This window comes from Novosphingobium sp. SG707 (assembly GCF_012275515.1).
Classification (GTDB): Bacteria; Pseudomonadota; Alphaproteobacteria; order Sphingomonadales; family Sphingomonadaceae; genus Novosphingobium.
The window spans coordinates 418,267-442,861 of the sequence record NZ_JAAZQL010000004.1 but is presented as its reverse complement, the minus strand read 5'-3'; the positions used below and the strand labels follow the sequence as shown (position 1 = coordinate 442,861).

Genomic DNA, 24,595 nt, shown 5'->3' with positions numbered 1-24,595 from the left:
CCCCGCAACGAATGCGCAGGGCGGCAGGACGGATTTCTTGGCGGAAACGACAGGCTGCTTCCCAAAATGGGCCAACAGGTCGGGTCAGAGGTGCTTTTTGGCCGATTTCGCCGCATCTTCAACGGCATCGTCGGCCTTGTCCGCGGCCTTGTCGATGGTCCTGTCGATCTGGTCGGCGGTCTTGTCGATGGCGTTGCTCTTGGCCGTTTCGTTGGCGTCATACCGGTTGAACAGGACCAGCCCGCCCACCAGCGCCACCAGCAGCAGAATGACCAGCAGGATAGTGCCGGTGCTGCTTCTTTCGACCACGATGATCCGGGGTTCGTTCCGCTGTTCTGTCATGGCCCGCGCTCCTTTGCTGCCGATGCCTGATGGAAGAGGCACCGGCGGCAAAGGTTCCATGGCCGGTTTACAGCGCGGAGATGCGGTCCAGCCCGCCCATATAGGGGCGCAGCGCCTCGGGAATCGTCACAGAACCGTCCTCGTTCTGGTAGTTTTCGAGGATCGCCACCAGCGTGCGGCCTACGGCAAGGCCCGAACCGTTGAGCGTGTGGACGAATTTCGTGCCCTTCTCCCCCGCCGGGCGATAGCGCGCATTCATGCGGCGCGCCTGGAAATCGCCGCAGTTCGAACAGGAGCTGATCTCGCGATACTTGCCCTGACCCGGAAGCCAGACTTCGAGGTCATAGGTCTTGCGCGCGGAAAAGCCCATGTCGCCGCTGCACAGCAGCATCCGGCGATAGGACAGGCCAAGGCTTTGCAGGATATGTTCGGCCGCCCCGGTCATGCGCTCGTGTTCATCATTGCTCTGTTCGGGCGTGGTGATGGAAACGAGCTCGCATTTGTCGAACTGATGCTGGCGGATCAACCCGCGCGTGTCCTTGCCCGCCGCGCCCGCTTCGCTGCGGAAGCAGAGGGTCAGCGCGGTGAAGCGCAGCGGCAGATCGCCATCGAGGATCTGTTCGCGCACGAGGTTGGTCAGCGACACTTCGGCGGTGGGGATCAGCCATAGACGACCAACTGCATCCTCATCTGCGGACATCACCTCTTGGATGGCGAATTCCGACTCCGGCGAATTCATACCAAGCGCGCGCAGGCGCTGGATCGCCTGATCTCGAGCGGCGTTCTTGCTGGTCTGGAACAAATCTTCCTTGAACTTGGGCAATTGCGCGGTGCCAAACAGCGCATCGTCGCGCACCAGCACCGGCGGCACGACTTCCTGATAGCCGAAGATCTCGGTGTGGGTGTCGAGCATGAATTGCCCGATGGCGCGGTTCAGGCGGGCAATCGGCCCGCGCAGATAGGCAAAGCGTGCGCCCGAAACGACCTGCGCGCTTTCGAAATCGAGGCCCAGCGGGGCGCCGATGTCGAAATGCTCTTTCGCGCCCTCGATAGCGCGCGGCTCGCCCCAGCGGGCCACTTCGGCATTGTCATTCTCATCCGCGCCTTGCGGCACTTCCTCGACGGGCAGGTTGGGGATCGTGGCCAGCATATCGGCCAGCACCTTGTCGGCGGCGCGCTTGGCTTCTTCCTTGGCGGGCAGATCGAGTTTGATCGCCTCCACCTCGGCCTTGAGAGCAGCCGCGCCCTCCTTGTCACCCTTGCCCATCAGCGCGCCGATCTGCTTGGACGCCGCATTGCGCGTCGCCAGCATCGTGTCCACCGAGGTCTGCGCCGAGCGCGCCTGCGCGTCCGCCTCAAGAATGGTGGCCGAAAGCGGCTCAAGCCCCCGGCGCGCAAGGCCGGCGTCAAAAGCTGCGGGGTTTTCGCGGATGAATCGAATGTCGTGCATAAGCTAAGGCGGGTATGGGGTGGGCCGGTTTTGGTCAAGTCCCTATGGGATTGCCGCCCTCGGCCCGGGCCATTCAGCCTGATGCACCGGGCGGGCGGGGGAGAAACCATGCCACCGCCCTCGCCGCGTCAGAAATGCTCAGTCGCGGGGGCGCTGACAGAAAGAGCGCAACTGGTTCTCGTCGGCTTCATTCTGAACATCGACGCGGATCTTGCCAAGGAAATTGCGGATTTCCACTTCGCCCAGATTATTGCCGTCACCGATCCACTTCTCGATGTCGGTAATCTGCGTGCGGTCAATGGTGAAAGACTTGAAAGGGATTGGCATTCCCATGGCGATTTCCTCGATGTTTTATGAAAATGGTTAAGTCACGGGCATCGTTTGGCCAAGTCTTGTATAGGTGATTCTGGTTACTAACGGATTAAGTGGTGGTACTTAGTATGAAGGTGCCTCCGGCGGGCAAAGGGCGGGGGCCCTTTGCAATCCCGTTAATGGGTTAGCGCTTGGGTTCGCGGGGATGTGGATTTGGCGATGGTTTCTAAAGCCTGCGGCGCGGCGACGTAGCGCTGTATAGCGCCACCCCATAATGGGATCGCCAAGGGACGAGTCCCTTGGCCCGCCGGAGGCAACCCCTTTACCCCTTCAACGCCGCATCCAGCGCTGCCTTGTCCAGCTTTCCCTCCCAGCGTGCGACCACCACCGTGGCCACCGCATTTCCGACGAAATTGGTCAGGCTGCGGCATTCGGACATGAAGCGGTCCACGCCAAGGATCAGCGCCATGCCCGCCACTGGCACGGATGGCACGATGGAAAGCGTGGCCGCCAGCGTGATGAACCCCGCGCCCGTCACCCCCGCCGCGCCCTTGGAGGACAGCATCGCCACGCCCAGCAAGAGCGCCTGCTGGCCCAGCGTGAGGTCAACATTGCACGCCTGCGCAATAAACAAAGCGGCCAGCGTCATGTAGATATTCGTGCCGTCGAGATTGAACGAATAGCCCGTGGGCACGACCAGCCCCACCACCGCCTTGGGGCACCCGGCCCGCTCCATTTTTTCGATCAGCGCGGGCAGGGCGCTTTCTGACGAGGACGTGCCCAGCACCAGCAGCAATTCGGATTTGAGATAGGCCAGAAGGCGGAAAATCGAAAATCCCGCAAACCGCCCCACAATCCCCAGCACCACGATTACAAACAGTAGCGAGGTCAGGTAAAAGGTCGCCACCAGCGCGGCCAGATGGGCCAGGCTGTGCACGCCATATTTGCCGATGGTAAAGGCCATGGCGCCAAAGGCCCCAAGCGGCGCGGCCTTCATCACGATGAAGACCAGCCGGAAAAAGACCGTCGAAACGTCCTCCAGCACGGTCAGCACCCGTTCGCCAACCTCGCCCACCGAGGCCAGCGAGACGCCGAACAGGATCGCCACCACCAGCACTTGCAGGATATTGCCTTCGGTCAGCGCCGAGACATAGGTTTCGGGTACCATCGCGTTGATAAAGCCCATGACGCTGCTTTCATGCGCCTTGGCGGCATAATCGGCCACCTTGCTGGCGTCGAGGCTGGCCGGGTCGATATTCAGCCCCGCGCCGGGGCGCACCGTATTGGCCACGATCAGCCCGACGATCAGCGCCAGCGTCGAAAAGGTGAAGAAATAGGCAAAGGCCTTGGCCGCCACGCGCCCCACCGAGGACAGATCGCGCATCCCGGCAATACCCGTCACGATGGTCAGGAAAATCACCGGCGCGATCACCATCTTGACCAGCTTGATGAAAATATCGCCCAGCGGCTTCATCGCCTCGCCCGCATCGGGCGCGAAATGGCCCAGCGCCACGCCGGCCGCAATCGCCATCAACACTTGCGCGTAAAGATGGCCGTACCAGCGCTTGGTCGTCGGCAGCGCCAGAGTGGAAACATCAGGAATATGCATGAGGGCCTTTCGCGCATCGGTTTGCCCCCATGATAGCGGCTGAACCCATGCGCGAAAGGGGGATGGCTACGCCTTATCGCTTATCCGCGGTGCAGCAGGAGTTTGCCGGGGCTGCGGAAATTGGACGAGGGCACCCATTCGAGCTGTTCATCGACGCGGGTGAATTCCGGCACGGCGGTCAGGAATTCCTCAAACAGAATCTGCACCGCCACCCGCGCCAGCATCGAGCCGAGGCAGGCATGGACCCCGCCGCCAAAGCCCAGATGGCGCTTGGGCCGCCTTGTGATGTCATAGGTGTCGGGATCGTTGAACACCGCGCTGTCGCGGTTGGCCGAACCATAGGCCAGCATGATGAAATCGCCCGCCTTGATGGTTTGCCCATGCAGTTCGATATCCTGCGTCGCGCAGCGCTTGAACCGCTGGGCCGAGGTGTTGAAGCGCAAGGATTCCTCAATGGCATCGGGCAACAGCGAGAGATCGGCGCAGATCGCGCGGCGCGCATCGGGAAAATCGGCCATGTTCAGCGCGAACATGCCCATAAAGCCAGAGAGCGATTCAATCCCCGCCATAATCAGCGTGGTGACGGTAAGCTGCACTTCCTTGTCGAGCAGCTTTTCGCCGTCGATCTCGGCGGTGATGAAGTTGGAGAGCAGATCATCGCCCGGATTGGCCTTGCGCTCCTGCACGATACGCGCGGCATAATCGGCCATCCATTGAAACGCGGCCAGATGCGCCGGGCTTTTCTGCCGCGTGACCGGATCGGTCTGAACCATCAGCACGGCATTGTCGCGCACTTCATCGGCGTTTTCGGGGGGCAGAGCAAAGAGATAGAAGATGAGATCGAGCGTGACCGCGCCGCCCAGTTCGCCCACGAAATCGAACACCTCCTTGCCCTCGATGGCGGCCAGATGCCGCCGTACCGAGGCCCGCGCCGGTTCGATCACATGGTCGAGCGCCCGCTTGGTCATCGCGCTTTGCACCAGCGCGCGCAGGCGGTCATGGCGCGGCGGATCGCTGCTGCCCAGCGTTGCCCCCGCGCGGCCGGGGAATTCATTGATGAGATTGCCCTTGGCCGAGGAATAGAGCCGCCAGTTCTGCAAGGCGTTCAAAATATCCTCATGGCGCGAGAGCACCCACATGCCCGCCTCCTCGCTCCAGAAACAGGGATGTTGCTCGCGCAGGACTTTATAGGCGGGATAGGGATCGGCGTCATTTTCGGGCGAATAGGGATCGAAACGGAACGGACGATCCAGCGTCAGCTCGCTCATCGGGCATATCCTCTCGTGGTTTCTATGCGCAATGATTGGCATGACGGCGGACCCCTGCGTGAGGGCCGCCCCGCGCAAGCTCTTGCACTTTTCGATCAATCGGCGCAGGTTTCGGCCTTATGGCAAACAGGCATCAGATCCGCCGCTATGCGCTCTATGGCGAAGGTAATCATGCGATTGCCCCGGAATTCCTGCATATCGAAACGATCTCGGCCCGATCGAGCCAGCATGAATGGACGATCTCGCCCCACGCCCATCCTGGTATTTTTCAACTCCTTCTGCTGGATGGCGGCCATGGCGATCTGGTCGATGATACCGGCGTCACCCGGCTTGATCCGGTCAGCCTTGTCGTGGTGCCCTCGGGTTGCGTCCATGCGTTTCGCTTTGCCACCGATGCGCAAGGCTGGGTGCTCTCGCTGGCCGATACGCTGCTGCATGATCGGCGACTGGCGGGGCTGCTGGGCGATGGTGGGCTGGCCGGTCATGGCGCGCGTCATCGCCGCCTGCCACCGGGCCCGGCGGAGCGACTCGGCTGGCTGATGGCCGATCTGGCGCAGGGCGCGGCCGAGGGCGCGCGGGTGCTGCCCGCCTCGCTGGTGGCGCAACTGGCGCTGGTGCTGGCGCTGGCCGCCGAAGGATTGAGCGCCGCGCCCAATCCGCCGCGCAGCGGGCATGACGCGCTGGTTGCCCGCTTCAAGGCTCTGGTCGAAGCGCATTACACCCAAGGCTGGGGTGTGCAGGATTACGCCGCCCATCTGGCCACCACCGCGCCCACGCTGACCCGCGCCTGCCGCGCCGTGCTGGATCAGGCCCCCGCCGAAGTGGTCCAGCAACGCCTGTTGCTCGAAGCCATGCGCCTGCTCACCTATACCGCCAGCAGCATCGGCCAGATCGCCGCCACATTGGGCTTTGCCGATCCGGCCTATTTCGCCCGCTTTTTCAAAGCGCGCACCGGACGCACAGCCTCGGATTTCCGAGAGAGCCGGGCATGGGTGTCGGCCTAAATGCAATTACGGATTTCCCGGACAAACAGATCGACGTTGATCGGCGAGCTGGCCCGGTTGAGGCAGGCGGGAAAGAAGATTTCGGAAAAGAACAGGCTGCGCAGCAACAGGCCGATCTGGCGCGCCGCCGCCGCCGGATCGGCCGAACCCAGCCGAACAAAGATCGGCTCCCACCTAGTCTGGCGCGCCAGCATGACATTTTCGACCAGTTGCATCAGTTCCGGTTCGCGCCGCGCCATCAGGAAACATTCATAGCGCGCCAGCACGAAAGTGCCCCGTGCCTGCGACGCCACCCATTGCCACATATCAAAGCAGCATTGCGCGACCACCTCGACGCTGGGTTCCTCGCCGCACAGCGCCTCGATCCGGTCGACGATCTGGTCCATCTGCCGCGCGTCCTGGGCAAAGACCGTGCGGATGGCCATGGCCACCAGATCCTCACGCCGCCGGAAATAGGCCGATGTCGTGCCCTCGGGCAGGCCCAGATGGCGGTCGAGCGCGCGATGGGTAAAGCCGCGGCTGCCATGTTCGCCCAGCACTTCGAGCGCGGCCTGCGCCAGTTCCTCGCGCCGGTTGCCTTTGGATGCGCCCTTTTCGCGGGCGCGGGGGGGTGGGGGGGCCAGATCATTCATGTCGCCCCCTGTTTGCCCTGCCTGACCTCGCTTGACAAGGACGGGTGTATTCTACAATTGTAGAAATCGAAGGCGGCGGAGGATGCCCGCGAAAAGACCGGCGGGGATCGCCCGCGAAAGGAGAGCAATGAAGAAGCACCGGATCGGCATGGGGCTGGCCCTTGCGGCCCTGATGATGGCGCAGACGGCATGGGCGGCCGAACGCCCCGCCTCGGCTGAACGCCCTGCGGCGGCCTCGGGCGATCACCTTGTCCTGCTGGGCACGGGCGGCGGGCCCGGCGGGCGGGTGGATCGCGCTGGCATTGCCACGCTGCTGGAGGTTGCGGGCCATCGCTATCTGGTCGATGCAGGCGGCGGCGTCTCGCGCCAACTGGCGCAGGCGGGGGTGGCCGAGCGCGATGTGCCTCTGGTGTTCCTGACCCATCTGCATGACGATCATTACGCGGGCCTGCTCAGCCTCGCCAGCTTTGCATGGTCGACGCGGGGCAAGGGGATGCAATTGCTGGGCCCGGCGGGCACGGTTGAACTCGCCCATGCGCTGGGCGCGTTGATGGAGGTCAACGCCCGCATCCGCAATGCCGAATCCGGCCAGAACCGCCCGGTGGCAAATTTCCTGAGCGCGCGCGAACTGACGCCCGAGGCAGGCTATGACGATGGCGCGGTCAAGGTCAGGGCCATGCTCAACAGCCATTACACCCTGATGGACCGCAACCGCGCGCCCGGCGCGCAATCGCTCTCCTATCGCTTTGAGGCGGGCGGCAAGGTGGTGGTCTTTACCGGCGACACCGGGCCGACGGCGGGCCTGGCCGAATTTGCGCGCGGGGCCGATGTGCTGGTGGCCGAAATGGCCACGGCGGCCGACCGGGCGATGGTGCCGCCCCCGGTTCAGCGCCACATGGATGTCGAACATCTTTCGCCCGCGCAGGTGGGCGATCTGGCGACGCAGGCGGGCGTGCGCAAGCTGGTGCTGAGCCACGTGGGCCAGGTGGACGAGGCCGATCTGGCGCAGGTGCGCGCCCATTATGCCGGCCCGGTCGTGCTGGGCCACGATCTGCAGAGCATTGCATTTTGAAAACAACCGGCGCGGCCCCCTGTCCGCGCCCGGAAGGGAGATGAGTATGGCGAAGAAAATGATCCTGCTGGCGGGCCTGCTGCTCGCGCAACCTGTTGCGGCCCAACCTGTCGCCGCGCCGCCTGCCAAGGACGCCTACACATGGGTGACGCTGGGCACGATGGGCGGGCCGATGCCGCGCCCGGGGCGCAATGAACCGGCCAATCTGCTGGTCCGCGCGGGCGAGGCGCATCTGATCGACACCGGCGATGGCGCGATGACCGCGATGGCGGACGCGGGCGCCGACTATCCCGATCTGCGCACCGTCTGGATCAGCCATATCCATTTCGACCATCTGGGCGGGCTTTACGCGGTGCTGGGCCTGCGTCTGCAGACGCGCACGGTCAGGCCGCTGACCATCTATGGCCCGCCGGGGATGAAGGAGATCGTGGCAGGCCTGATCGCGGCGATGCGGCCCAGCGCGCGCTCGGGCTTTGGCATTCCGGGCGAGGTGCCGATTGATCCGGCGACCAATATCAACGTGGTCGAGCTTGACGATGGCGCGGTGGTGAAACTGGACGCATTCACGGTTCGGGTGGCCACCAATACACACTACAGTTTTACCCCCGGCAGCCCCGAAGAGCATACCTTTCGTTCGCTGTCCTATCGCTTTGATCTGCCCGGGCGTTCGATCATCTATACCGGCGACACCGGGCCCAGCGAGAAGGTGACGCAACTGGCCAAGGGGGCGGACATGCTGGTGACCGAGATGATCGATCTGGACAATACGCTGGCCCAGATGGGCCGCCGTGTGCAGCACATTTCGCCCGAGGAAAAGACGCATATGGCCGAGCATCTGACGCGCCATCACCTTTCCACGCAGGCCATCGGTGAAATGGCGGCGAGCGCGGGCGTCGGCAAGGTGGTGGTCACCCATATCGCCGGGGGCGCGGTGCAGGGCGCCGATGCGATGTATCGCGATCAGATCGGGCGGCTGTTCAAGGGCCCCGTGGTCATCGCCAAGGACATGGAACGGTTCTGAGGGGGGGAATTTCCGGCCATTGCTGCCCTAAGGCGTGGCCTAAACTATGGCGGCCCCGATTTTGGTCGGGGCCGCCAATCTTTGTCGGGCCGGATCAGGCCGCCTGAAGCATCCGGGCCAGATCTTCCTTCGCTTCGCCGGTCGGGCGGATGTCGAAGTTCTCCACCAGCACGCCCAGAACCTCGGGCGTCAGGAATTGCGGCAGCGTGGGGCCAAGGTGGATCTTCCTGATCCCCAGATGCAGCATGGTCAGCAGCACGGCGGTGGCCTTCTGTTCAAACCAGCTGATCGCGTAATGCAGCGGCAGATCATTCACCCCGCAGCCCAGCGCGCCAGCCACCGCGACCGCGACCTGAATGGCGGAAAAGGCATCGTTGCACTGGCCCATGTCCAGCACGCGCGGCACGCCGTTGATGTCGCCCATATCCTCGCGGTTGAAGCGGAACTTGCCGCAGCCCAGCGTCAGCACGAGGCTGTCCTTGGGCGTGGCGACGGCCAGATCGTGGAAATAATTGCGGCCCGGACGCGCCCCGTCGCAGCCGCCGATCAGGAACAGGTTCTTCACATCGCCCTTGCCGATCATGTCGAGCAAAGTGTCGGCCACGCCCATCACGGTGTTTCGGGCAAAACCGGCCGGGATGCGCTGTTCGGGGGCATCGGCGGCAAAACCGGGCTGGGCCAGCGCGCAGGCAATGGCGGGGGCGAAATCATGGTCGGTCAGATGCGGAATACCCGCCCAGCCCACCGGCCCTGCGGTAAAGATCCGGTCGCCATAGCCCTTGATTTCGGGATTGATCAGGCAGTTCGAGGTCATCACGATGGCGCCGGGGAAGGCGTCGAAATCGCGCTGCTGGTCCTGCCATGCGCCGCCGTAATTGCCGACCAGATGAGCATATTTCTTCAGACCCGGATAGGCATTGGCGGGCATCAGTTCGCCATGGGTATAGACGTTGATGCCCTTGCCCTCGGTCTGCTGTAGGATGGCCTCCAGATCGCCCATGTCATGGCCCGACACCAGCAGCGCCTTGCCCTGCACCGGGGTCATGCGTACCATCGTCACTTCGGGATGGCCGAAACGGGTCGTGTTGGCAGCATCGAGCAGCTCCATCACTTTCAGGTTCATCGCGCCCACCGCCAGCGATTGCGCGATCAGCGCGCCCATGTCGGTCGGGTCGCCCGCCAGAAAGGCCGAAATGCGGTGGAATTCGGCGCAGATCGCCGCTTCCTCATGGCCCAGCACGCGGGCATGTTCGCTATAGGCCGCCGTGCCCTTCAGGCCATAAAGGATCAGGTTGCGCAGGCCCACGATGCTGGGGCCGTCGCGGTCCATAAAGCGCTGGATCGCGGCAAAGGGGGCGGCTTCGGCCCATTCCTCGGCGTTGGCGCCGGGGTTCCATGTGGGCGGTTCAGGCAGGTCCGACAGGTCGGCGCCCGCCGCGATGGCGCAGGCCTTCGCCCGCTCGCGCATTTCCAGCGCCTGCGTGATCAGCGCATCGAAACGGCCTGCGTCGAAATTCACATTGGTCAGCGTGGTGAACCACGCGTGGGGGGTAAAGGCGTCGACCTGTTCATCGCGCGCGCCCTTGGCCGCTGCCCGGTCGGCATAGGCCGAGACCCCCTGCATCAAGCGCAGCAGCACGTCCTGCATGTCGGCCACGGTTGCGCTCTTGCCGCAAGAGCCGACTTTGACAGCGCAGCCGCCCTTGTTCGATTGTTCGCATTGGACGCAATACATGGGGGATCTCCAGATAAGATGACTTTCAAAACCCACTTATCCGCGTCCGGGAAAGATTCATTTGAGATGAATCAAATTGCATCTTATTGCCCAACCCATGCAATTGACCCGACACACCGATTATGCGCTGCGCCTGCTGATTGATCTGGCCCAATCCAATAAGGCTCAGTTGGAGGGCGGCCGCGTGGCGATTGCCGATGTTGCCGCCGCGCAGGATATTTCGCGCACCCATCTGATGAAGATCGCCAACCAATTGGCCCATGCCGGTTTTATCGAGGCCACGCGCGGGCGCGGCGGCGGCATCCGGCTGGCGCGCGATCCGGCGGACATCAATATCGGGGCCGTTGTTGCCGCGATGGAGCCAGATTGCGGGATGGTCGATTGCGCGGGCTGCGCGCTGTTGCGGCGCTGCGGTCTGCCGGGCGTGTTTGCGCGGGCGCGCGGGGCCTTTGCCGATGTGCTGGCGCAATATTCGCTGGCCGATGTGCTGAAGGGGTGAGAGCTTTGCGGGGGGTGAACAATCTGTTCCATTGGGTCGGCGTCCAGAGCGCGCCCACGACCTCGCGCCTGTGGACGGCGGGGCTGGGTGCGGCCTTCGGCATTCTGGCGGCGGGGCTGGTGGTGCGCTTCTGGCCCGAGCTGGGGCTGGGCCTGCCCTTGCTGATCGCGCCCATCGGGGCTTCGGCGGTGCTGCTCTTTGCCGTCCCGGCCAGCCCTTTGGCCCAGCCCTGGGCGATTGTGGGGGGCAATACGGTTTCGGCTTTATGCGGCATTTTCTGGATGAAGGTGCTGGGCGATCCGGCCTATGCGGCCTGCCTTGCCGTGGCCAGCGCGATTGCCGCGATGAGCCTTGCGCGCTGCCTGCATCCCCCGGGCGGGGCCTGCGCGCTGACCTGTGTGATCGGCGGCAAGGCGGTTGTGGCGGCGGGCTGGTCCTTTGCGCTGGTGCCGGTGGCGCTGGACAGCGCCTTGCTGGTGGGTTTTGGCATTTTGTACAATTCGGCGGTGCGGGGCAATTATCCCCATCGCGCCGCGCAATTTGCCGCGCCGGGGCCTGCGCGGGCGGGCTTTTCGATGGCGGACATCGAATCGGTCCTTTCCCAATATGACCAATTGCTCGACGTCAGCAGCGAGGATCTCGACACTTTGTTCCGTCAGGTCGAAACCCGCGCCTATCGCCGCTTGCACGGCACGATCCGTTGCGAACAGATCATGCGCGAGGACGGCCTGACGCTGCGCCCTGAGGATGATCTGGCGCGGGCGGTGGCGCTGTTTGGCGGGCATCGGATCGGCGCGCTGCCTGTGGTTGATGCCGAAGGGCGGCTCGAAGGATTGCTGCGCCTCGACAGCCTCGTCTCGGTGGGGGATGAGGCGAGGGTGGGGCAGGTGATGGACACTTCGCCCTGTATTGCCGCGGCCGATGCGCCGATTGACGAATTGCTGCCGATCCTGTCGGGCGGGATGTATCACGAGGCGCTGGTGGTCGATGCGCGCGGCCATCTGCTTGGGATGATTACCCAGACCGACCTGCTCTGCGCCCTGTGGCGCGGGCATATTGCCGAACAGATCGCCCTGCACGAAGAGGGCAAGGCCGGGTAAACCCACGCGCGATGGTTGGCAAATTGTATCCACCATCGCCTATCGGAATGGGTTATGCGGTGGCCAACGCCGCTAGTGAGCCCGATCCGCATGAACATTCTTCTGGCCGAGGACGATCCCGATACGCGCCAATTCGTCGAGGATGCCCTCGGCGAACTGGGGCATCGCGTGATGGCCACGGCCAGCGGGGCGCAGGCGCTGGAATGGGCGCGCGATTCCGGCGCCGATATTCTGGTGCTCGACCGGATGCTGCCCGATATGGACGGGATCGCGGTGCTGCGCGCCCTGCGCGGGGGCGGGCATGGCCTTCCCGTGCTGATGCTGACCGCGCTGGGCCGGATCGAGGATCGGGTTGATGGGCTGGACGCAGGCGCCGATGATTATCTGGTCAAACCCTTTGCCATCAGCGAACTGGTCGCGCGGATCAACGCGCTGACGCGGCGGACGGCCACGGTGGATACCGGGCCGAGCTTTGGCGGCATCGCGCTCGATCTGCGCACTCGGCAGGTGACGCGCGAGGGGCGCGTTATCCTGTTGCAGCCGCGCGAATTTCGCCTGCTTGAAGAACTGGTGCGTGCGGGCGGAGGTTTTCTCACCCGCACGATGCTGCTCGAACGGGTGTGGGATTTCCATTTCGACCCGCAGACCAAGATCGTCGAAACCCATATGAGCCGCCTGCGCTCGAAACTGAACGAGGGTTTTGCCGAGGATGCCATCGAAACGGTGCGCGGCATGGGCTATCGGGTGCGGGCATCATGATCGGGCTGCGGGCCAGCGCGGCGCGGCGCATCGCGCTGATCAGCTTTTGCGCCTATGCGGTGGCGATGCTGCTGGTGGCGGGCGCGGTCTATCTGGCCACGCATGCCGCCTTTTCCCGCCAGATCAACCTGAGCGTCGAACATGCCAGCGCCGCGTTGATGGCCGAATATCGCGACGATGGCCTGGCCGGCCTGTCGCGCGCGGTGGCGATGCAGCACAGCCCCGGCCCGATCTCGCTGGGCACGGCGGTGTTTGCGGCCGACGGGCGGCATCTGGCGGGCAATCTGGCCACGGCTGCCCCGGCGCCGGGCTGGCACCGCATCACCTTTCTCGATCCTCTCGAAGGCCCCGACACCGCGCGCGCCAAGGTTACGCTGCTGCCGGGCGGCGAACGGCTGGTGGTGGCCGCCGATCTGGAGGATCTTCAGGCCATCGACCGCGCGATCCTTGGCATTTTTGCCGGGGCCATGCTGGTGCTGCTGGGCATTGGCGTGGGCGGAGCGCTGGTTCTGGCGCGCTATCTGCGCTCCAAACTGGCGGTGATCGAGGATACGGCCTCGGCCATTGTCGCGGGCGATTTTGCCCGCCGCGCACCCGTGGGCCACAATGGCGACGAGTTCGACCGCGTGGCCGCCTCGCTCAACGCCATGCTCGATCAGATCACCTCGCTGATCGCCAATCTGCGACAGGTCAGCGCCGATCTGGCCCATGATCTGCGCACGCCTTTGACGGGCCTGCGCAACCATCTGGAGCGCATGGCGGCACATGGGGGCGAGCAGGTCGCCATGGCGCTGGCCCGCACGGATGAGGTGCTGGAGCTGTTCGAGGCGATCCTGCGCATTTCCGAGGTCGAGGAGGGCAGCCTGCGCCGCGCCTTCACCCGGCTCGATCTGGCGGCCCTGCTGGGGGAATTGTCCGAAACGCTCGACCTGCTGGCCGAGGATGCGGGCAAAAGGCTGGAGACGCGCTGGCATCCCGGCCTGATGGTGCTGGGCGACCGGCAATTGCTGGCGCAGGTTCTCATCAATCTGGTCGAAAACGCGATGCGCCATACGCCGCCGGGCGCGGCCATCGAAATCTCGGTGCTGGAGCGCGAGGGGCATGTGGTCTTGCAGGTGCGCGACAATGGCCCCGGCATTCCCGAGGCCGACCGCGCCCGCGTGCTGGGCCGTTTCGTGCGGCTGGAATCCTCGCGTTCCACCCCCGGCCATGGGCTGGGTCTCAGCCTCGTGGCCGCGATTGCCGACGCCCATGGCGCGGCGCTTACTCTGGGCGATGCAGGGCCGGGCCTGATCGTAACCCTTACCTTTCCGCGAAAGAGCGCGTCATGAAATTGCTGAAAATGCCCATCGGGCTGGGGGCTTGCGGCCTGCTGGCGGGATGTATGCACGCCCCGCCGGTGCCGGTGGACCTGAACGCGCAGGTCTCCGCCGCCGCCAGCGCCGCCTATGATCCCGCGCAGGTGGCCGCCGCCGCGCGCGCCATGGCTCCGGCCGCGCGGGTTGCCCCCGATGCGCCTGACCGGCTTTCGCTGCTGGCCGCATTGATGCTCTATGATCCGCGCATTGCCCAGGCGCAAAAGGCGCTGACCGTGGCGATGCGCGAGGCCGCCTCGGCGCGCAAGGTGGGCCAACCCAGCTTTGCCCTGACCGGGCAATATTCGAACGACCCCACCACCGAGCCATGGCAGGCCAGCCTTGGCGCCAGCCTGCCGCTCGATTACGGCGGGGTGAAAGCCGCGCGCCTGAGGCGGGCCGATGTGGCGGTGCTGATCGCGCGCCACGATCTGGCCGAGGTGATCTGGGCCGAGCGCATGGCCGCGCGCGGGGCCTTGATCGACCTGCTGGTCGCCCGGATGCGCGGCCCCTTGCTGACCCAACAGGCCGCGATCCGCGCCCAAATTCTGGACGCCACCGATGCCCGCCTGCGCGCGGGCGAAGGGGCCGCCATCGAGCGCGACAGCGCCCGCATCGCCGCCCGGCAAGCTCAGCGCGCCCTGGACGACAATCGCGCCGCCATCGCCGACGCGCGCGCCCGTCTGGCTACTACGCTGGGCCTGCCGCAATCCACTTTGCCCGATTTTCTTTGGGCCGATTTTGCCGACCCGGCCAGCGCCGCGCCGGTGCCCGATGCCGCGCTGGCCCATGGCGCGGTTGTCGCGCGCGCCGATGTGCTGCGCAGCGTTGCCGCCTATGACCAGAGCGAGGCGGATCTGCGCGGCGAACTGGCGCGGCAATATCCGCAAGTCACCCTGCAACCCTCGATGACATGGGCGGGCGGGCCGATGACGGTGCCCTTTGGCCTTGGCCTGTCGATGCCCTCGTGGGACGCCAATCGTGCCACGATCCGCGCCGCTCTGGCCCGGCGCGAGGCGGCGGGGGCGGCGATCCATACCGCCATCGCCAATGCCCTTGGCGCCATCGACACCGCCGCGCAGGAAAGCCGCGCAGCCCGCAACGCGCAGGCCCATGTGCAGACCGGCGAATGGCCCGCCGCCATGGCCGCCGCCCGCCGCGCGCAGCAGCGCCTTGCCATGGGCGAGACGGCCCGCATCGAGGCGCTGACCATGCAGGCAGGCGCGCTCGATGCTCAACTGACCCTTACCGATGCGCTGGGGCGTGTGCAGCGGGCCGATGCGGCGCTGGAAGATGCGCTGCGCCGTCCGCTCTCCGGCCCCGAAATGGAGATCAAGCGATGAAACAGCCCCTTGCCGTGGCAGGCTATATTCTGGGCGGCGCGCTGGCGGGCGCCGCGCTGCTGCATTTCGCCTCGGGCGCCAGCGTGCCGGATGATGACGATGCGCCCAAGAAGGAGGCAGCTGAACCGGCGGAAGCCGATGGCGCGCTCCATGTCGATGCGGCAAAGATCGGGCTGCAACTGGCTACGCTGCCCGCCACAACGATCAGCGCGGGACAGCAGGGCTATGCCCGCGCGGTCGACTTGTCACCGCTGGCCGCGATCGGGGCGGAGATCACCGCGGCGCAGGCGGCGGTGGCGGCATCGGGCGCGGAGGCGGCACGGCTGAATGAACTGGCGGCGCAGGATGGAAACGCCTCCCGCCGCGAGGCGCAGGCCGCCAGTGCGCAGGCCGCCAGCGACAAGGCCCGCCTGACGCTGGCGTGCCAACGCGTGGCGCTGGAATTTGGCGCCGGGCTGGCGCGGCTGGGCTGCAACGCGATACCGGGTCTGGCGCGCGAGGCGGCGGCGGGGCAGCGGGCGGTGATCCGCATCGACATGCCCGCCGGACCTCCGCCAGCGGGCGCGATTGTCGAAGTGGGCGAGGGCGCGCAGATGAAACGGCTGCGCGTGCTTGGTCCGGCGGTGGGCGGCGATGCGCAATTGCAGACCGCAGGCGTGCTGGCCATCGCGGATGGCACGGCCAGCGTTGGCCGCGTTCTGCCCGCGCGGATGGGCGCAGCGGCCGGGCAGGCGGGCGTGCTGGTGCCGCGCGCGGCGCTGGTGCGCTCCGATGGCGCTCTCTTCGTCTATCGCGCGCGGGGCAAGGATGGCTTTGAACGCATCGCGCTGACCGGCGCGGTGGCGGGCGATGCGGGATGGCAGGTGCCGGTTGGCGTATTGCATCCGGGCGACCGCATTGTTGTGGAGGGCGCGGGAACCCTGCTGGGGCTGGAACATGCCGCGCCGGCGGGCGGGGATGATTGAGCCATGCTGACCACGATTGTCCGCCAATCCCTGCGCTATCCATGGCTGGTGCTGTTGGCCGCGCTGACCTTGCTGGCCAGCGGGATCATGGTGCTCCGGCAAGCGCCTTTCGACGTGTTCCCAGAATTCGTGCCCCCGCAGGCCAGCGTGCAGACCGAAGTGCCGGGCTTTACCCCGCTTCAGGTCGAACAACTGGTCACGCGCCCGCTGGAGGCGGTGATCAACGGGGCCAATGGGGTGGAAACGGTCCGTTCGGAATCGATTCAGGGCCTCTCGGTCATCAACATTACTTTCCGCGAGGGTTCCGACCCCTATCGCGCGCGTCAGCAGGTGTCCGAGGCGCTGGCCGATGCCGCCGCGCGCCTGCCCGCCGGATCGGGGACGCCGCGCCTGACGCCGCTGGTTTCCTCGACGATGGACCTGCTCAAGGTCGGGCTGGTCAGCGACAGGATGACCCCGATGCAATTGCGCGAGCTGGCCGAATGGACGGTGCGGCCGCGTTTGCTGGCGGCGCATGGGGTGGCGCGGGTCAATGTCTATGGCGGCGATGAACGCCGGATCGAGGTGCGCGCGCGGCCCGAAGCGCTGTTGATGCGCGGGTTGACGCTTTCGGATCTGAGCGCGGCGGTCAGCCGGGCGGTGGCGGTGAATGGCGGGGGTTTTGCCGACACGCATAACCAGCGCATCCTGATCGACCCGGGCGCCAGCGCGACAACCGCCAAGGCCGTGGCCGATGCGGTGCTCAATCGTGCGGGCGGCGGCACGGTGCGGATCGGCGATGTGGCCGATGTGGCCGACACCGCCGCGCCGCGTTTTGGCGATGCGCTGGTGATGGGGCGGCCGGGCGTCCTGCTGACCGTATCGAGCCAGTATGGCGCCAACACGCTGGACGCTACGGCGGCGGTGGAGCAGGCTCTGGGCGAATTGAAGCCTGCTTTGGCCAGCAGCGGGGTGACGGTCTATCCCGCGCTGCATCGTCCGGCCAATTTCATCGAGACGGCGCTGTCGGGCATTGGGCGCGATCTGGTGGTGGGCGCGCTGATGATTGCGGCGGTGCTGTTTGCCTTCATGCGGCGGTGGAAGGTCGTGCTGATCGCCTTCCTGTCGATCCCGCTGTCGCTGGTCGCGGCGCTGCTGGTGCTGAACGCTTTTGGCATGACGATCAATGTCATGACGCTGGGCGGGCTGGCGGTGGCGCTGGGCGTGGTGATTGACGATGCGATTGTGGACATCGAAAACATCGTGCGCCGCCTGCGTGAGGCAGGGGCGGGCGTCGATGCCCATGCCCGCCGCGCCATCATCGAACAGGCCAGCGTCGAGGTGCGCGCGCCGGTGGTCTATGCCACCTTTGTGCTGGGCCTGACGATGCTGCCGGTGGTGTTGCTCAGCGGGCTGCACGGAGCGTTCTTTGCGCCGCTGGGTCTGGCATTTTTGTTGGCGACGATGGCTTCCTTGCTGGTGGCGTTGACGGTGACGCCCGCTTTCTCGCTGCTGCTGCTGGGCGCGGATGAACATGCCGAGGAGCCGCGCGTGCTGACCCGGTTCAAGGACCGGCATCAGGCGCTGGTCGCGCGGATCTGCACCCATCCGGTGCGGGCAGGCTGGGCGCTGGCGCTGATCGGGGTGGTGACGCTGGGGGGCTTTTATGCGCTGAACAGTGAGTTGCTGCCCGCCTTTCGCGAGCGGCATTATGTGCTGGGCATCAAGGGGCCGCCGGGGGCGTCCTTTGACTGGATGCGGGCCACGGGCATCAGGATTTCGAAGCAATTGCTGGCCATCCCCGAAGTGCTGAGCGTGGAGGAGCAGGTCGGCCGCGCCGAGGCGGGCGAGGATACATGGCCGCCCAGTCAGGGCGAGTTCCACGTGCGCCTCAAACCCGTTTCGGCGGCGGGCGAGGAACATGCGCTGTCGGAAATCCGCCGGATTCTGGCCGATACGCCCGGCATCCAGAGCGAGGCGACGACCTTTCTTGGCGATCGTATCGGGGAATCGCTTTCGGGCGAAACCGCCTCGATTTCGGTCAGCGTGCATGGCGCGGATCTCGATGAACTGGACCGCGTGGCGGCGCAGGTGGCGGGGGTTCTCTCGGCCACGCCCGGCGCGGTTGAGGTGCGGGTCAAATCCCAGCCCGGCGCGCCCGCGCTGGGGGTGACGCCCGATCCCGCGCGCATGGCACTGCATGGCGTCAGCGCGGGGGATGCGGGCGATGCGATCCGCGCCACCTTTGCGGGGATGAGCGCGGGGCAGATCAGCCTTGCCGACCGCACGGTGGATGTGGCCATCAGCGTGCCGCCCGCCCTGCGCCAGGACCCCGAAGCGCTGGGCAATGTGATGGTGCGCGGGTCGGGCGGCAGCGCGGTGCGTTTGGCCGATATCGCCACGATCTCGCTGGGCACAGCGCGCGCCACCATCGAGCATGAAGGCGGCCAGCGCCGTCAGGTGGTGACCGCGAACGCGGCCAGCGGGGCCAATGTGGGCCAGATCGTCGCCCATGCGCAGGCGCAGATCGCGGCCAGGATCAAGCTGCCCCCCGGCGTCTACCTGTCATGGTCGGGCGCGGCCGAGGGGCAGGCGGCGGCCTCGCGGCAATTGCTGAGCCATGTGGCGTTTACCGCGATCGGCATGGTGGCGCTGCTGGTGCTGGCCTTTGGCGGATTGCGTCCGGCGATGCTGGTGCTGGCGGGTCTGCCGCTGGCGATGGCGGGGGGCGTGGCGGCCGTGGCGTTGACGGGCGGCGTGGTGTCGCTGGGGGCGCTGGTGGGCTTTATCACGCTGTTCGGCATTTCGGCGCGCAACGCCATCCTGCTGATTTCCCACGCCGATCATCTGGTGGCCGAGGAGGGGGCAGAGTGGTCGATGGACACCGTGCTGCGCGCGGTGCGCGAGCGTGTGACGCCGATCCTGCTGACCGCGCTGGTGACGGGTTTTGCGCTGGTGCCGCTGGCGCTGGAAACCGGGCAATCGGGGCGCGAGATTCAAGGGCCGATGGCGCTGGTCATCCTTGGCGGGCTGGTCAGCTCGCTGCTGCTCACGCTCTTGCTGTTGCCCGCACTGGTGTGGCGCTGGCGGCATCGGCGCGGTTAGGGCCGATGCCGGGCCGCTTCAGAAAGCGCCGAAAGTGGCGGCAATGCGCGCCGCCGCCTCGGTCGCTTCTGCTGCCATCAGGTTCAACGCCTTGGCGGTGTCCTGCATCAGGCCCGCGCTGATCGGCCTTTCGCCGTTTATGAAGCGGCGGATTGCCCTTTCATCGATGCCAAGACGGCGCGATGCGGCGGTGGTGCCGCCAAGGACCTGAATGCAATGGGCAAAATGCTCCGGCACGTCCTGAATTGCCGATGGTGCGCTCATGGTCTCTCTCTTTATGGGCTGTGATGTGTCGGGCAGCGATTGCGGCAAGGCCCATGCTCTCGTCAATCCCCGGCTCAATCTCTGGCCTTCTGAATCGCGCTTGTGGAGGAGGCAGCCTTATCGCTGCCCCTGAGCCTCGCGGCGGCGCCATGATCGCAAGGGGTTGGGCCATGGGCGAGGCGACAGGGAATGGGAGCAACCGCAAGGCCCAATGCCTTGCCAAGACCCCTGAACCGGCCCTGCAGAGATAAATGATCTGGGGATTTGTCAGGGCCAATTTCCAGCCATAACTTCCTGAATGATCGAAGGAAGTCATGGTGGGCGCGACAGGGATTGAACCTGTGACCCCACCCGTGTGAAGGGTGTGCTCTACCGCTGAGCTACGCGCCCGCTGGCTTGGTGTCGGCTTCGTTTTGAAGCGTCTCCGTTGCCGGGAGCCGCGCCTCTAAAGGGGTTTGTTTGCGTTGACAAGTGGGTAATGCAATTTATTTCACGCACCCATGACTGACACCGAAAACACCTCCGCCGAATCGGGCGCCGCCATCGGCGATACCCCGCCCGATCGCCTGGCCATCAACCCCAAGAGCCCGTTTTTCGACGCGGACAAGCTGCAGCGCGGCATCGGCATCCGCTTCAAGGGCGTGGTGCGCAACAATGTCGAGGAATATTGCATTTCCGAAGGCTGGGTGCGCGTTCAGGCCGGCAAGAGTTTTGATCGCAAGGGGCAGCCGCTGACCATCAAGCTGAACGGCCCGGTTGAGGCGTGGTACGAGGATCTGGGCGACAATCCGCCCATCGCCGCCGTCTGAGCCTGACACGAAAAAGGTCCGGGCGCGAACCCGGACCTTTCCCATCGACTGCTACTTCGAATTTTCGCGGGTTTCAGCGGCGCGAATAGGCCGCAATGATCGCTCCGATGGGGTCGCCCAGATAATGGCTCAGCGCAGAGCCGTGATTGGCCCCGGCAAAGGACCGGCTCTCGCCCAGCGGCGCGGCAGGCGTGTTATAGATAAAGCCCGAGACCGGCCAATGCGTCGTGCCCAGCCCGCCCAGCGGCTGATACCACACGCGCACTTCGCTCCAGTCGTTGCGCGCCGAAACGTCCATGGCCAACACATTGTCCTCGATCTGGCCGCGCTCGCCGCCCAAGGGGCTCCAATTGGCATGGCGCACCAGCACCCGGCGCGAATCGAGGATCCGGCTGACCGTGGCCACATGGCCCAGCACCATCGGCCCATAGGGCTTGAACGCCATCACCGCGCCCACGCGGGGGGAAAAGCCGCGCTGGTAACGCCCGGCGGCCTGATCCCACCATGTATGCGCATCGCCGCGCAACTGAATGCCCGACACGGTGCGCGCATAGGGCACGCATTGCAGGAAAGTGCTGCTGGGGGCGGCCACGACCTGCTGGCTGCGGGGGATGATTCGCCCATTCTGATTCGCCAGATCGACAAAGGCGACCGAAAAGCGCGTTGAGGCAAAGCGATTGGTGGCCGGTCGGCCCGAAGATTCCGTCCGCCCGGCCGCATGGGCGGGCAAGGCCGCCATAAACGAGGCCCCCATCAGCGCTATGGCGAGAGCCTTTGCCATGGTCATGCCCGGCGTCTTGCTGAAAGGGATTCGCGTCATGCAAAGAAACTACGTCGCCACAAGTTATGGCACTGTCGCAAGGTTTGGTTACCTGCGGCGTAATCTTTCGGCTGATTACTACCTATGACACTGACAGGCCGCGCTGGGCGGCAAAAGCGCGCCATTTCGGGGCGAGGGCGCCGGGGACGCGCCGTTTTGCTTGCCAAAAGCGCGTTCTTGTGAGCAGGGCTAATGCCATGTCCCGTCAGATTATCATTATTGGCCGACCCAATGTCGGCAAATCAACCCTGTTCAACCGCCTCGTGGGAAAGAAGCTCGCGCTGGTGGATGACCAGCCGGGCGTGACTCGCGACCGCCGCTTTGGCGAGGCGAGTCTGCTGGGGCTGGATTTCACCATTGTCGACACCGCCGGGTGGGAGGACGACGATCCCTCCAGCCTGCCGGGCCGTATGCGCGCCCAGACCGAGGCCAGCCTTGAGGGCGCGGATATCGCGCTTTTCGTGGTCGATGCGCGCGCGGGCATCACCCCGCTGGACGAAGAAATCGCCCGCTGGCTGCGTGAACAGACTGTTCCGGTTATCCTTTGCGCCAACAAGGCCGAAGGGCGCGCGGGCGATGGCGGCCTGTATGAGGCTTTCAGCCTGGGCATGGGCGATCCCGTTCCGATCAGCGCCGAGCATGGCGAGGGCATGGGCGACCTGTTCGAGGCGCTGCTGCCTTTCTTTGAAGGCGACGAGGAAGAGGAAGAGTTCGAACCCTTCGATCCCGACGATGAGGACGCGCTCAACGCCGCCCCTCTGAAGCTGGCGATTGTGGGCCGTCCCAATGCGGGCAAGTCCACGCTGATCAACGCCCTGCTGGGCGAGGATCGCCTGCTGACCGGGCCGGAGGCGGGGATTACCCGCGATTCGATCGCCATCGACTGGGTATGGATGGACCCGGAAACGCATCTGGAGCGCCCGGTCCGTCTGATCGACACCGCCGGTATGCGCAAAAAGGCGCTGGTGGTTGAAAAGCTGGAGCGCATGTCGGTGGCCGACGCGCGCCGCGCGATCGACTTTGCCGAGGTGGTCGTGCTGCTGCTCGACGCGACTCGCGGGTTGGAGCATCAGGACCTGAAAATCGCCAGCATGGTGCTGGAAGAAGGCCGCGCCCTGATGATCGCCATCAACAAATGGGACGTGGCCGAGGACGCCTCGGGCCTGTTCAACGGCATCAAGGCGGCGCTGGACGATGGTCTGGCGCAGGTGCGAGGTCTGCCGCTGATGAGCGTTTCGGCGCGCACCGGCAAGGGGCTGAACCAGATGATCGCCGCGGCTTTCAAGCTGCGCGCCTCGTGGAGCAAGCGCGTGCCGACCGCCGCGCTCAACCGCTGGTTCGACGATGCGCTGGCCGCCAATCCGCCGCCGGCGCCCGGCGGCAAGCGGATCAAGCTGCGCTATATCACCCAGGCCAAGACCCGTCCGCCCGGTTTCGTGCTGTTCGGTACGCGACTGGATGATCTGCCGATGTCGTATCAGCGCTATCTGATCAACGGCATCCGCCGCGAGCTTGGCTTTGACGCGGTGCCGGTGCGTTTGACATTGCGCACGCCGAAGAATCCCTTCGCGACGAAGAAGTAACAAAAAAGGGCTGCTCCCGATGGGGCAGCCCTTTTTTAAATGGTCTGAGATCGAAAGATCAGCGGCCGCGCTGCCCTTTGGGCGTGGCCATGGCCAGAGCCTTGCCCTGCGAATTGCCCGAACCCTTGCTCTGTACAGGCTGGGCCGGGGTGTTCTGGGGCAGGTTGCCGGAATGGGCAAAGCAGGCGCCGCCGCTCTTGCGGATCGAGGCGCATTTGTTCGTCGCGGCATTGGCGTTGAACCCGCGCACCGACACGCGCCAGAACTGGCGGTCCTCGACCATGGCCTTGGTCACTTCGACATCGGCGGCGGCAAAGGCCTTTTCGCGGCTCAAAAAGGCCTTCTTGGCGCGCAGGGCATTCTTTTCCGACAGGAAAGCGCCCAGTTGCACGACATGCGTGCCCGAGGCGCTGCGTGCTTCGCCATTGGCAACATCAACCGGCGCGGCGCTCTTGCCCTTCGCCTTGGCGCGCGCTGTGTGGAGCGCCACGGCGACCGGGCGCGCCGCCGAGGCGGGCACGGCAATGGCGTGGAACACCGGCGCGGGCGGGGTAAAGGTTTCGGCCTGAGCGACAGGCTGGCTCTGGGCCAGAGCGGGCAATTCGGTGGCGGGTGCCGATTCGCTGATCGGAGTCGCGGTGACCGGGGCCGGGCTGACAGGAGCCGGGTCGGCCGGAGCCGCGCTGGCGAGGGCCACCTCTGCCGGAGCCGGATTGATCGGGGCCTCAACCGGAGCGGCGGCGGCCACGGCGGGCGCGGCCATCGGCGCGGGTTCGGCCGAGGCCATCTGCACCGGGGCCTCGGTCTTGTTCAGCGCCAGTTGCATCGGCTGGCCCGCATCGGGCGCCAGATCGACGCCCAGCAGGCTGGCCACACGCTGGCGGGCTGCCTCGGGGCGGGCGGCAGCGGCCCATTCGGTCATGCGCGCGTCCACCTTGTCGGCGGGCAGGTCCATGGCCACAATCGTGCGCGACTCGGCCCAGCGGCCAGCCAGCGCATAGGCATAGGCCAGATTCGCGCGCAGCTTGTCGCTCTTGTCGCCCGCGCGCAGCGCATCGGCCAGCAGCACGCTGCCCTTGTCGCCTTCGCCCGCCAGCGCCAGCGCCAGACCAAGGTCGGCCACCGGAATCACATTGTTGCCATTTTCCAGCGTGGCCAGCGCGGCGTCATTCTGGCCGCTGCCGATCTGGGCCAGAGCCAGCGCCAGCAGCGTGCGGCCCGACGTGTCGCCCAGCGTTACGGCATCGGACAGCGCGGTGGTCGCCGATTGAAAGCGCCCGTTTTTCAAGTAGGCGCGCCCCAGCGTCGCGCGCAGCGAAGCCTCACGCGGGCTTTGCGCCACCGATGCCTCGGCCAGCGAAACGCCCCGCTCGCCATCGCCCTTGGCCAGAGCCGTCTCGACCGCCTTGGGCTTGGGTTTGGCGCGGGCCATCGCGGGCTGGGCCGTCGCGGTGGCCATCAGCGCCAGAGTCAGGGATAACGGCAAGGCGGCGTTAAGCGAAAAAGAACGGCGCGCGATCATGGTCGGCTCCTGCAACGGTTTACGGGCGCGCAAGGCAGAGCAACCAG

22 protein-coding genes and 1 tRNA gene are annotated in these 24,595 nt (G+C 65.7%); 12 read left to right on the top strand and 11 right to left on the bottom strand.

The genetic code is table 11. The features are described from left to right. Positions 1 to 84: 84 nt before the first annotated feature. The 5 genes from FHW92_RS14565 to FHW92_RS14545 form a co-directional block, all read right to left on the bottom strand. Positions 85 to 342: a hypothetical protein gene (locus FHW92_RS14565; protein WP_168603966.1), complete on the bottom strand. Its 258-nt coding sequence runs from the start codon at positions 340 to 342 to the stop codon at positions 85 to 87. 67 nt (positions 343 to 409) lie between these two features. Beyond that, the gene (serS, locus tag FHW92_RS14560) at positions 410 to 1,792 is read right to left on the bottom strand and encodes a serine--tRNA ligase (RefSeq protein ID WP_168603965.1); all 1,383 of its coding nucleotides are present in this window, start codon (positions 1,790 to 1,792) and stop codon (positions 410 to 412) included. Positions 1,793 to 1,930: 138 nt separating this feature from the next. Then, positions 1,931 to 2,125 carry a hypothetical protein gene (locus FHW92_RS14555; RefSeq protein WP_168603964.1) on the bottom strand — a complete coding sequence of 65 codons (195 nt, stop codon included), beginning with the start codon at positions 2,123 to 2,125 and terminating at the stop codon, positions 1,931 to 1,933. Between the two features lie 301 nt (positions 2,126 to 2,426). After that, on the bottom strand, positions 2,427 to 3,713 hold the full coding sequence (locus FHW92_RS14550; protein ID WP_168603963.1) for a dicarboxylate/amino acid:cation symporter: 1,287 nt from the start codon (positions 3,711 to 3,713) through the stop codon (positions 2,427 to 2,429). A gap of 80 nt (positions 3,714 to 3,793) precedes the next feature. After that, the gene (locus FHW92_RS14545; protein ID WP_168603962.1) at positions 3,794 to 4,981 is read right to left on the bottom strand and encodes a cytochrome P450; all 1,188 of its coding nucleotides are present in this window, start codon (positions 4,979 to 4,981) and stop codon (positions 3,794 to 3,796) included. A 119-nt stretch (positions 4,982 to 5,100) separates the two neighbouring features. Here FHW92_RS14545 and FHW92_RS14540 point away from each other — a divergent pair, with 119 nt between their 5' ends. Further along, on the top strand, positions 5,101 to 5,985 hold the full coding sequence (locus FHW92_RS14540; protein ID WP_168603961.1) for a helix-turn-helix domain-containing protein: 885 nt from the start codon (positions 5,101 to 5,103) through the stop codon (positions 5,983 to 5,985). On the opposite strand, the gene FHW92_RS14535 is transcribed toward FHW92_RS14540, so the two are convergent. Next, complete coding sequence (locus FHW92_RS14535) at positions 5,982 to 6,617, bottom strand: TetR family transcriptional regulator (RefSeq protein WP_168603960.1); 636 nt, start codon at positions 6,615 to 6,617, stop codon at positions 5,982 to 5,984. The two genes, FHW92_RS14540 and FHW92_RS14535, sit on opposite strands and share 4 nt — an antisense overlap. Positions 6,618 to 6,744: 127 nt before the next feature. Between FHW92_RS14535 and FHW92_RS14530 the strand changes: the two genes are divergently transcribed. Together FHW92_RS14530 and FHW92_RS14525 are read left to right on the top strand one after the other, a co-directional pair. Beyond that, positions 6,745 to 7,689, top strand: a complete 945-nt coding sequence (locus FHW92_RS14530; RefSeq protein WP_210428505.1) for an MBL fold metallo-hydrolase — start codon at positions 6,745 to 6,747, stop codon at positions 7,687 to 7,689. A gap of 46 nt (positions 7,690 to 7,735) precedes the next feature. After that, complete coding sequence (locus tag FHW92_RS14525) at positions 7,736 to 8,710, top strand: MBL fold metallo-hydrolase (protein ID WP_168603958.1); 975 nt, start codon at positions 7,736 to 7,738, stop codon at positions 8,708 to 8,710. Positions 8,711 to 8,804: 94 nt separating this feature from the next. On the opposite strand, the gene hcp is transcribed toward FHW92_RS14525, so the two are convergent. After that, positions 8,805 to 10,445, bottom strand: coding sequence for a hydroxylamine reductase (gene hcp / locus FHW92_RS14520; protein WP_168603957.1), 1,641 nt, complete (start codon positions 10,443 to 10,445; stop codon positions 8,805 to 8,807). Between the two features lie 97 nt (positions 10,446 to 10,542). Here hcp and FHW92_RS14515 point away from each other — a divergent pair, with 97 nt between their 5' ends. The 7 genes from FHW92_RS14515 to FHW92_RS14485 all read left to right on the top strand — a co-directional run bounded on the left by FHW92_RS14515 (position 10,543) and on the right by FHW92_RS14485 (position 19,550). Continuing rightward, on the top strand, positions 10,543 to 10,944 hold the full coding sequence (locus FHW92_RS14515) for an Rrf2 family transcriptional regulator (RefSeq protein WP_168603956.1): 402 nt from the start codon (positions 10,543 to 10,545) through the stop codon (positions 10,942 to 10,944). Between the two features lie 14 nt (positions 10,945 to 10,958). Further along, the gene (locus FHW92_RS14510; protein ID WP_349237688.1) at positions 10,959 to 12,044 is read left to right on the top strand and encodes an HPP family protein; all 1,086 of its coding nucleotides are present in this window, start codon (positions 10,959 to 10,961) and stop codon (positions 12,042 to 12,044) included. 90 nt (positions 12,045 to 12,134) lie between these two features. After that, entirely contained in the window at positions 12,135 to 12,803 is a 669-nt protein-coding gene (locus FHW92_RS14505) for a response regulator transcription factor (RefSeq protein WP_168603955.1), read from the top strand. Beyond that, positions 12,800 to 14,134, top strand: a complete 1,335-nt coding sequence (locus FHW92_RS14500) for a HAMP domain-containing sensor histidine kinase (protein WP_168603954.1) — start codon at positions 12,800 to 12,802, stop codon at positions 14,132 to 14,134. The genes FHW92_RS14505 and FHW92_RS14500 overlap by 4 nt, the downstream gene beginning before the upstream one ends. Further along, positions 14,131 to 15,501 carry a TolC family protein gene (locus tag FHW92_RS14495; RefSeq protein ID WP_168603953.1) on the top strand — a complete coding sequence of 457 codons (1,371 nt, stop codon included), beginning with the start codon at positions 14,131 to 14,133 and terminating at the stop codon, positions 15,499 to 15,501. The genes FHW92_RS14500 and FHW92_RS14495 overlap by 4 nt, the downstream gene beginning before the upstream one ends. Beyond that, a complete protein-coding gene (locus FHW92_RS14490) occupies positions 15,498 to 16,466 on the top strand; it encodes a hypothetical protein (protein WP_168603952.1) in 969 nt (322 codons plus the stop codon). The genes FHW92_RS14495 and FHW92_RS14490 overlap by 4 nt, the downstream gene beginning before the upstream one ends. Positions 16,467 to 16,469: 3 nt before the next feature. Next, positions 16,470 to 19,550, top strand: a complete 3,081-nt coding sequence (locus FHW92_RS14485; RefSeq protein ID WP_168603951.1) for an efflux RND transporter permease subunit — start codon at positions 16,470 to 16,472, stop codon at positions 19,548 to 19,550. A gap of 18 nt (positions 19,551 to 19,568) precedes the next feature. Here the strand turns inward: FHW92_RS14485 and FHW92_RS14480 are convergent, their stop codons facing one another. Both FHW92_RS14480 and FHW92_RS14475 read right to left on the bottom strand, forming a co-directional pair. Beyond that, a complete protein-coding gene (locus tag FHW92_RS14480) occupies positions 19,569 to 19,814 on the bottom strand; it encodes a helix-turn-helix transcriptional regulator (protein WP_168603950.1) in 246 nt (81 codons plus the stop codon). A 315-nt stretch (positions 19,815 to 20,129) separates the two neighbouring features. Beyond that, positions 20,130 to 20,204, bottom strand: a tRNA-Val gene (locus FHW92_RS14475). 110 nt (positions 20,205 to 20,314) lie between these two features. Here FHW92_RS14475 and FHW92_RS14470 point away from each other — a divergent pair. Next, entirely contained in the window at positions 20,315 to 20,623 is a 309-nt protein-coding gene (locus FHW92_RS14470) for a DUF3297 family protein (RefSeq protein WP_168603949.1), read from the top strand. A 73-nt stretch (positions 20,624 to 20,696) separates the two neighbouring features. Here FHW92_RS14470 and FHW92_RS14465 read toward each other — a convergent pair whose 3' ends face one another. After that, complete coding sequence (locus FHW92_RS14465; protein ID WP_246870165.1) at positions 20,697 to 21,410, bottom strand: CHAP domain-containing protein; 714 nt, start codon at positions 21,408 to 21,410, stop codon at positions 20,697 to 20,699. 230 nt (positions 21,411 to 21,640) lie between these two features. Here FHW92_RS14465 and der point away from each other — a divergent pair, with 230 nt between their 5' ends. Then, positions 21,641 to 23,026: a ribosome biogenesis GTPase Der gene (gene der / locus FHW92_RS14460; protein WP_168603948.1), complete on the top strand. Its 1,386-nt coding sequence runs from the start codon at positions 21,641 to 21,643 to the stop codon at positions 23,024 to 23,026. A 58-nt stretch (positions 23,027 to 23,084) separates the two neighbouring features. Here der and FHW92_RS14455 read toward each other — a convergent pair whose 3' ends face one another. Further along, complete coding sequence (locus FHW92_RS14455; protein ID WP_168603947.1) at positions 23,085 to 24,548, bottom strand: SPOR domain-containing protein; 1,464 nt, start codon at positions 24,546 to 24,548, stop codon at positions 23,085 to 23,087. Between the last annotated feature and the right edge of the window lie 47 nt (positions 24,549 to 24,595).

Bases quoted from the DNA above. Each gene is read 5' to 3' on its own strand.
- FHW92_RS14565 (WP_168603966.1), bottom strand. From the start codon at position 342: ATGACAGAACAGCGGAACGAACCCCGGATCATCGTGGTCGAAAGAAGC.
- serS (WP_168603965.1), bottom strand. From the start codon at position 1,792: ATGCACGACATTCGATTCATCCGCGAAAACCCCGCAGCTTTTGACGCC.
- FHW92_RS14555 (WP_168603964.1), bottom strand. From the start codon at position 2,125: ATGGGAATGCCAATCCCTTTCAAGTCTTTCACCATTGACCGCACGCAG.
- FHW92_RS14550 (WP_168603963.1), bottom strand. From the start codon at position 3,713: ATGCATATTCCTGATGTTTCCACTCTGGCGCTGCCGACGACCAAGCGC.
- FHW92_RS14545 (WP_168603962.1), bottom strand. From the start codon at position 4,981: ATGAGCGAGCTGACGCTGGATCGTCCGTTCCGTTTCGATCCCTATTCG.
- FHW92_RS14540 (WP_168603961.1), top strand. From the start codon at position 5,101: ATGGCAAACAGGCATCAGATCCGCCGCTATGCGCTCTATGGCGAAGGT.
- FHW92_RS14535 (WP_168603960.1), bottom strand. From the start codon at position 6,617: ATGAATGATCTGGCCCCCCCACCCCCCCGCGCCCGCGAAAAGGGCGCA.
- FHW92_RS14530 (WP_210428505.1), top strand. From the start codon at position 6,745: ATGAAGAAGCACCGGATCGGCATGGGGCTGGCCCTTGCGGCCCTGATG.
- FHW92_RS14525 (WP_168603958.1), top strand. From the start codon at position 7,736: ATGGCGAAGAAAATGATCCTGCTGGCGGGCCTGCTGCTCGCGCAACCT.
- hcp (WP_168603957.1), bottom strand. From the start codon at position 10,445: ATGTATTGCGTCCAATGCGAACAATCGAACAAGGGCGGCTGCGCTGTC.
- FHW92_RS14515 (WP_168603956.1), top strand. From the start codon at position 10,543: ATGCAATTGACCCGACACACCGATTATGCGCTGCGCCTGCTGATTGAT.
- FHW92_RS14505 (WP_168603955.1), top strand. From the start codon at position 12,135: ATGAACATTCTTCTGGCCGAGGACGATCCCGATACGCGCCAATTCGTC.
- FHW92_RS14500 (WP_168603954.1), top strand. From the start codon at position 12,800: ATGATCGGGCTGCGGGCCAGCGCGGCGCGGCGCATCGCGCTGATCAGC.
- FHW92_RS14495 (WP_168603953.1), top strand. From the start codon at position 14,131: ATGAAATTGCTGAAAATGCCCATCGGGCTGGGGGCTTGCGGCCTGCTG.
- FHW92_RS14490 (WP_168603952.1), top strand. From the start codon at position 15,498: ATGAAACAGCCCCTTGCCGTGGCAGGCTATATTCTGGGCGGCGCGCTG.
- FHW92_RS14485 (WP_168603951.1), top strand. From the start codon at position 16,470: ATGCTGACCACGATTGTCCGCCAATCCCTGCGCTATCCATGGCTGGTG.
- FHW92_RS14480 (WP_168603950.1), bottom strand. From the start codon at position 19,814: ATGAGCGCACCATCGGCAATTCAGGACGTGCCGGAGCATTTTGCCCAT.
- FHW92_RS14470 (WP_168603949.1), top strand. From the start codon at position 20,315: ATGACTGACACCGAAAACACCTCCGCCGAATCGGGCGCCGCCATCGGC.
- FHW92_RS14465 (WP_246870165.1), bottom strand. From the start codon at position 21,410: ATGACCATGGCAAAGGCTCTCGCCATAGCGCTGATGGGGGCCTCGTTT.
- der (WP_168603948.1), top strand. From the start codon at position 21,641: ATGTCCCGTCAGATTATCATTATTGGCCGACCCAATGTCGGCAAATCA.
- FHW92_RS14455 (WP_168603947.1), bottom strand. From the start codon at position 24,548: ATGATCGCGCGCCGTTCTTTTTCGCTTAACGCCGCCTTGCCGTTATCC.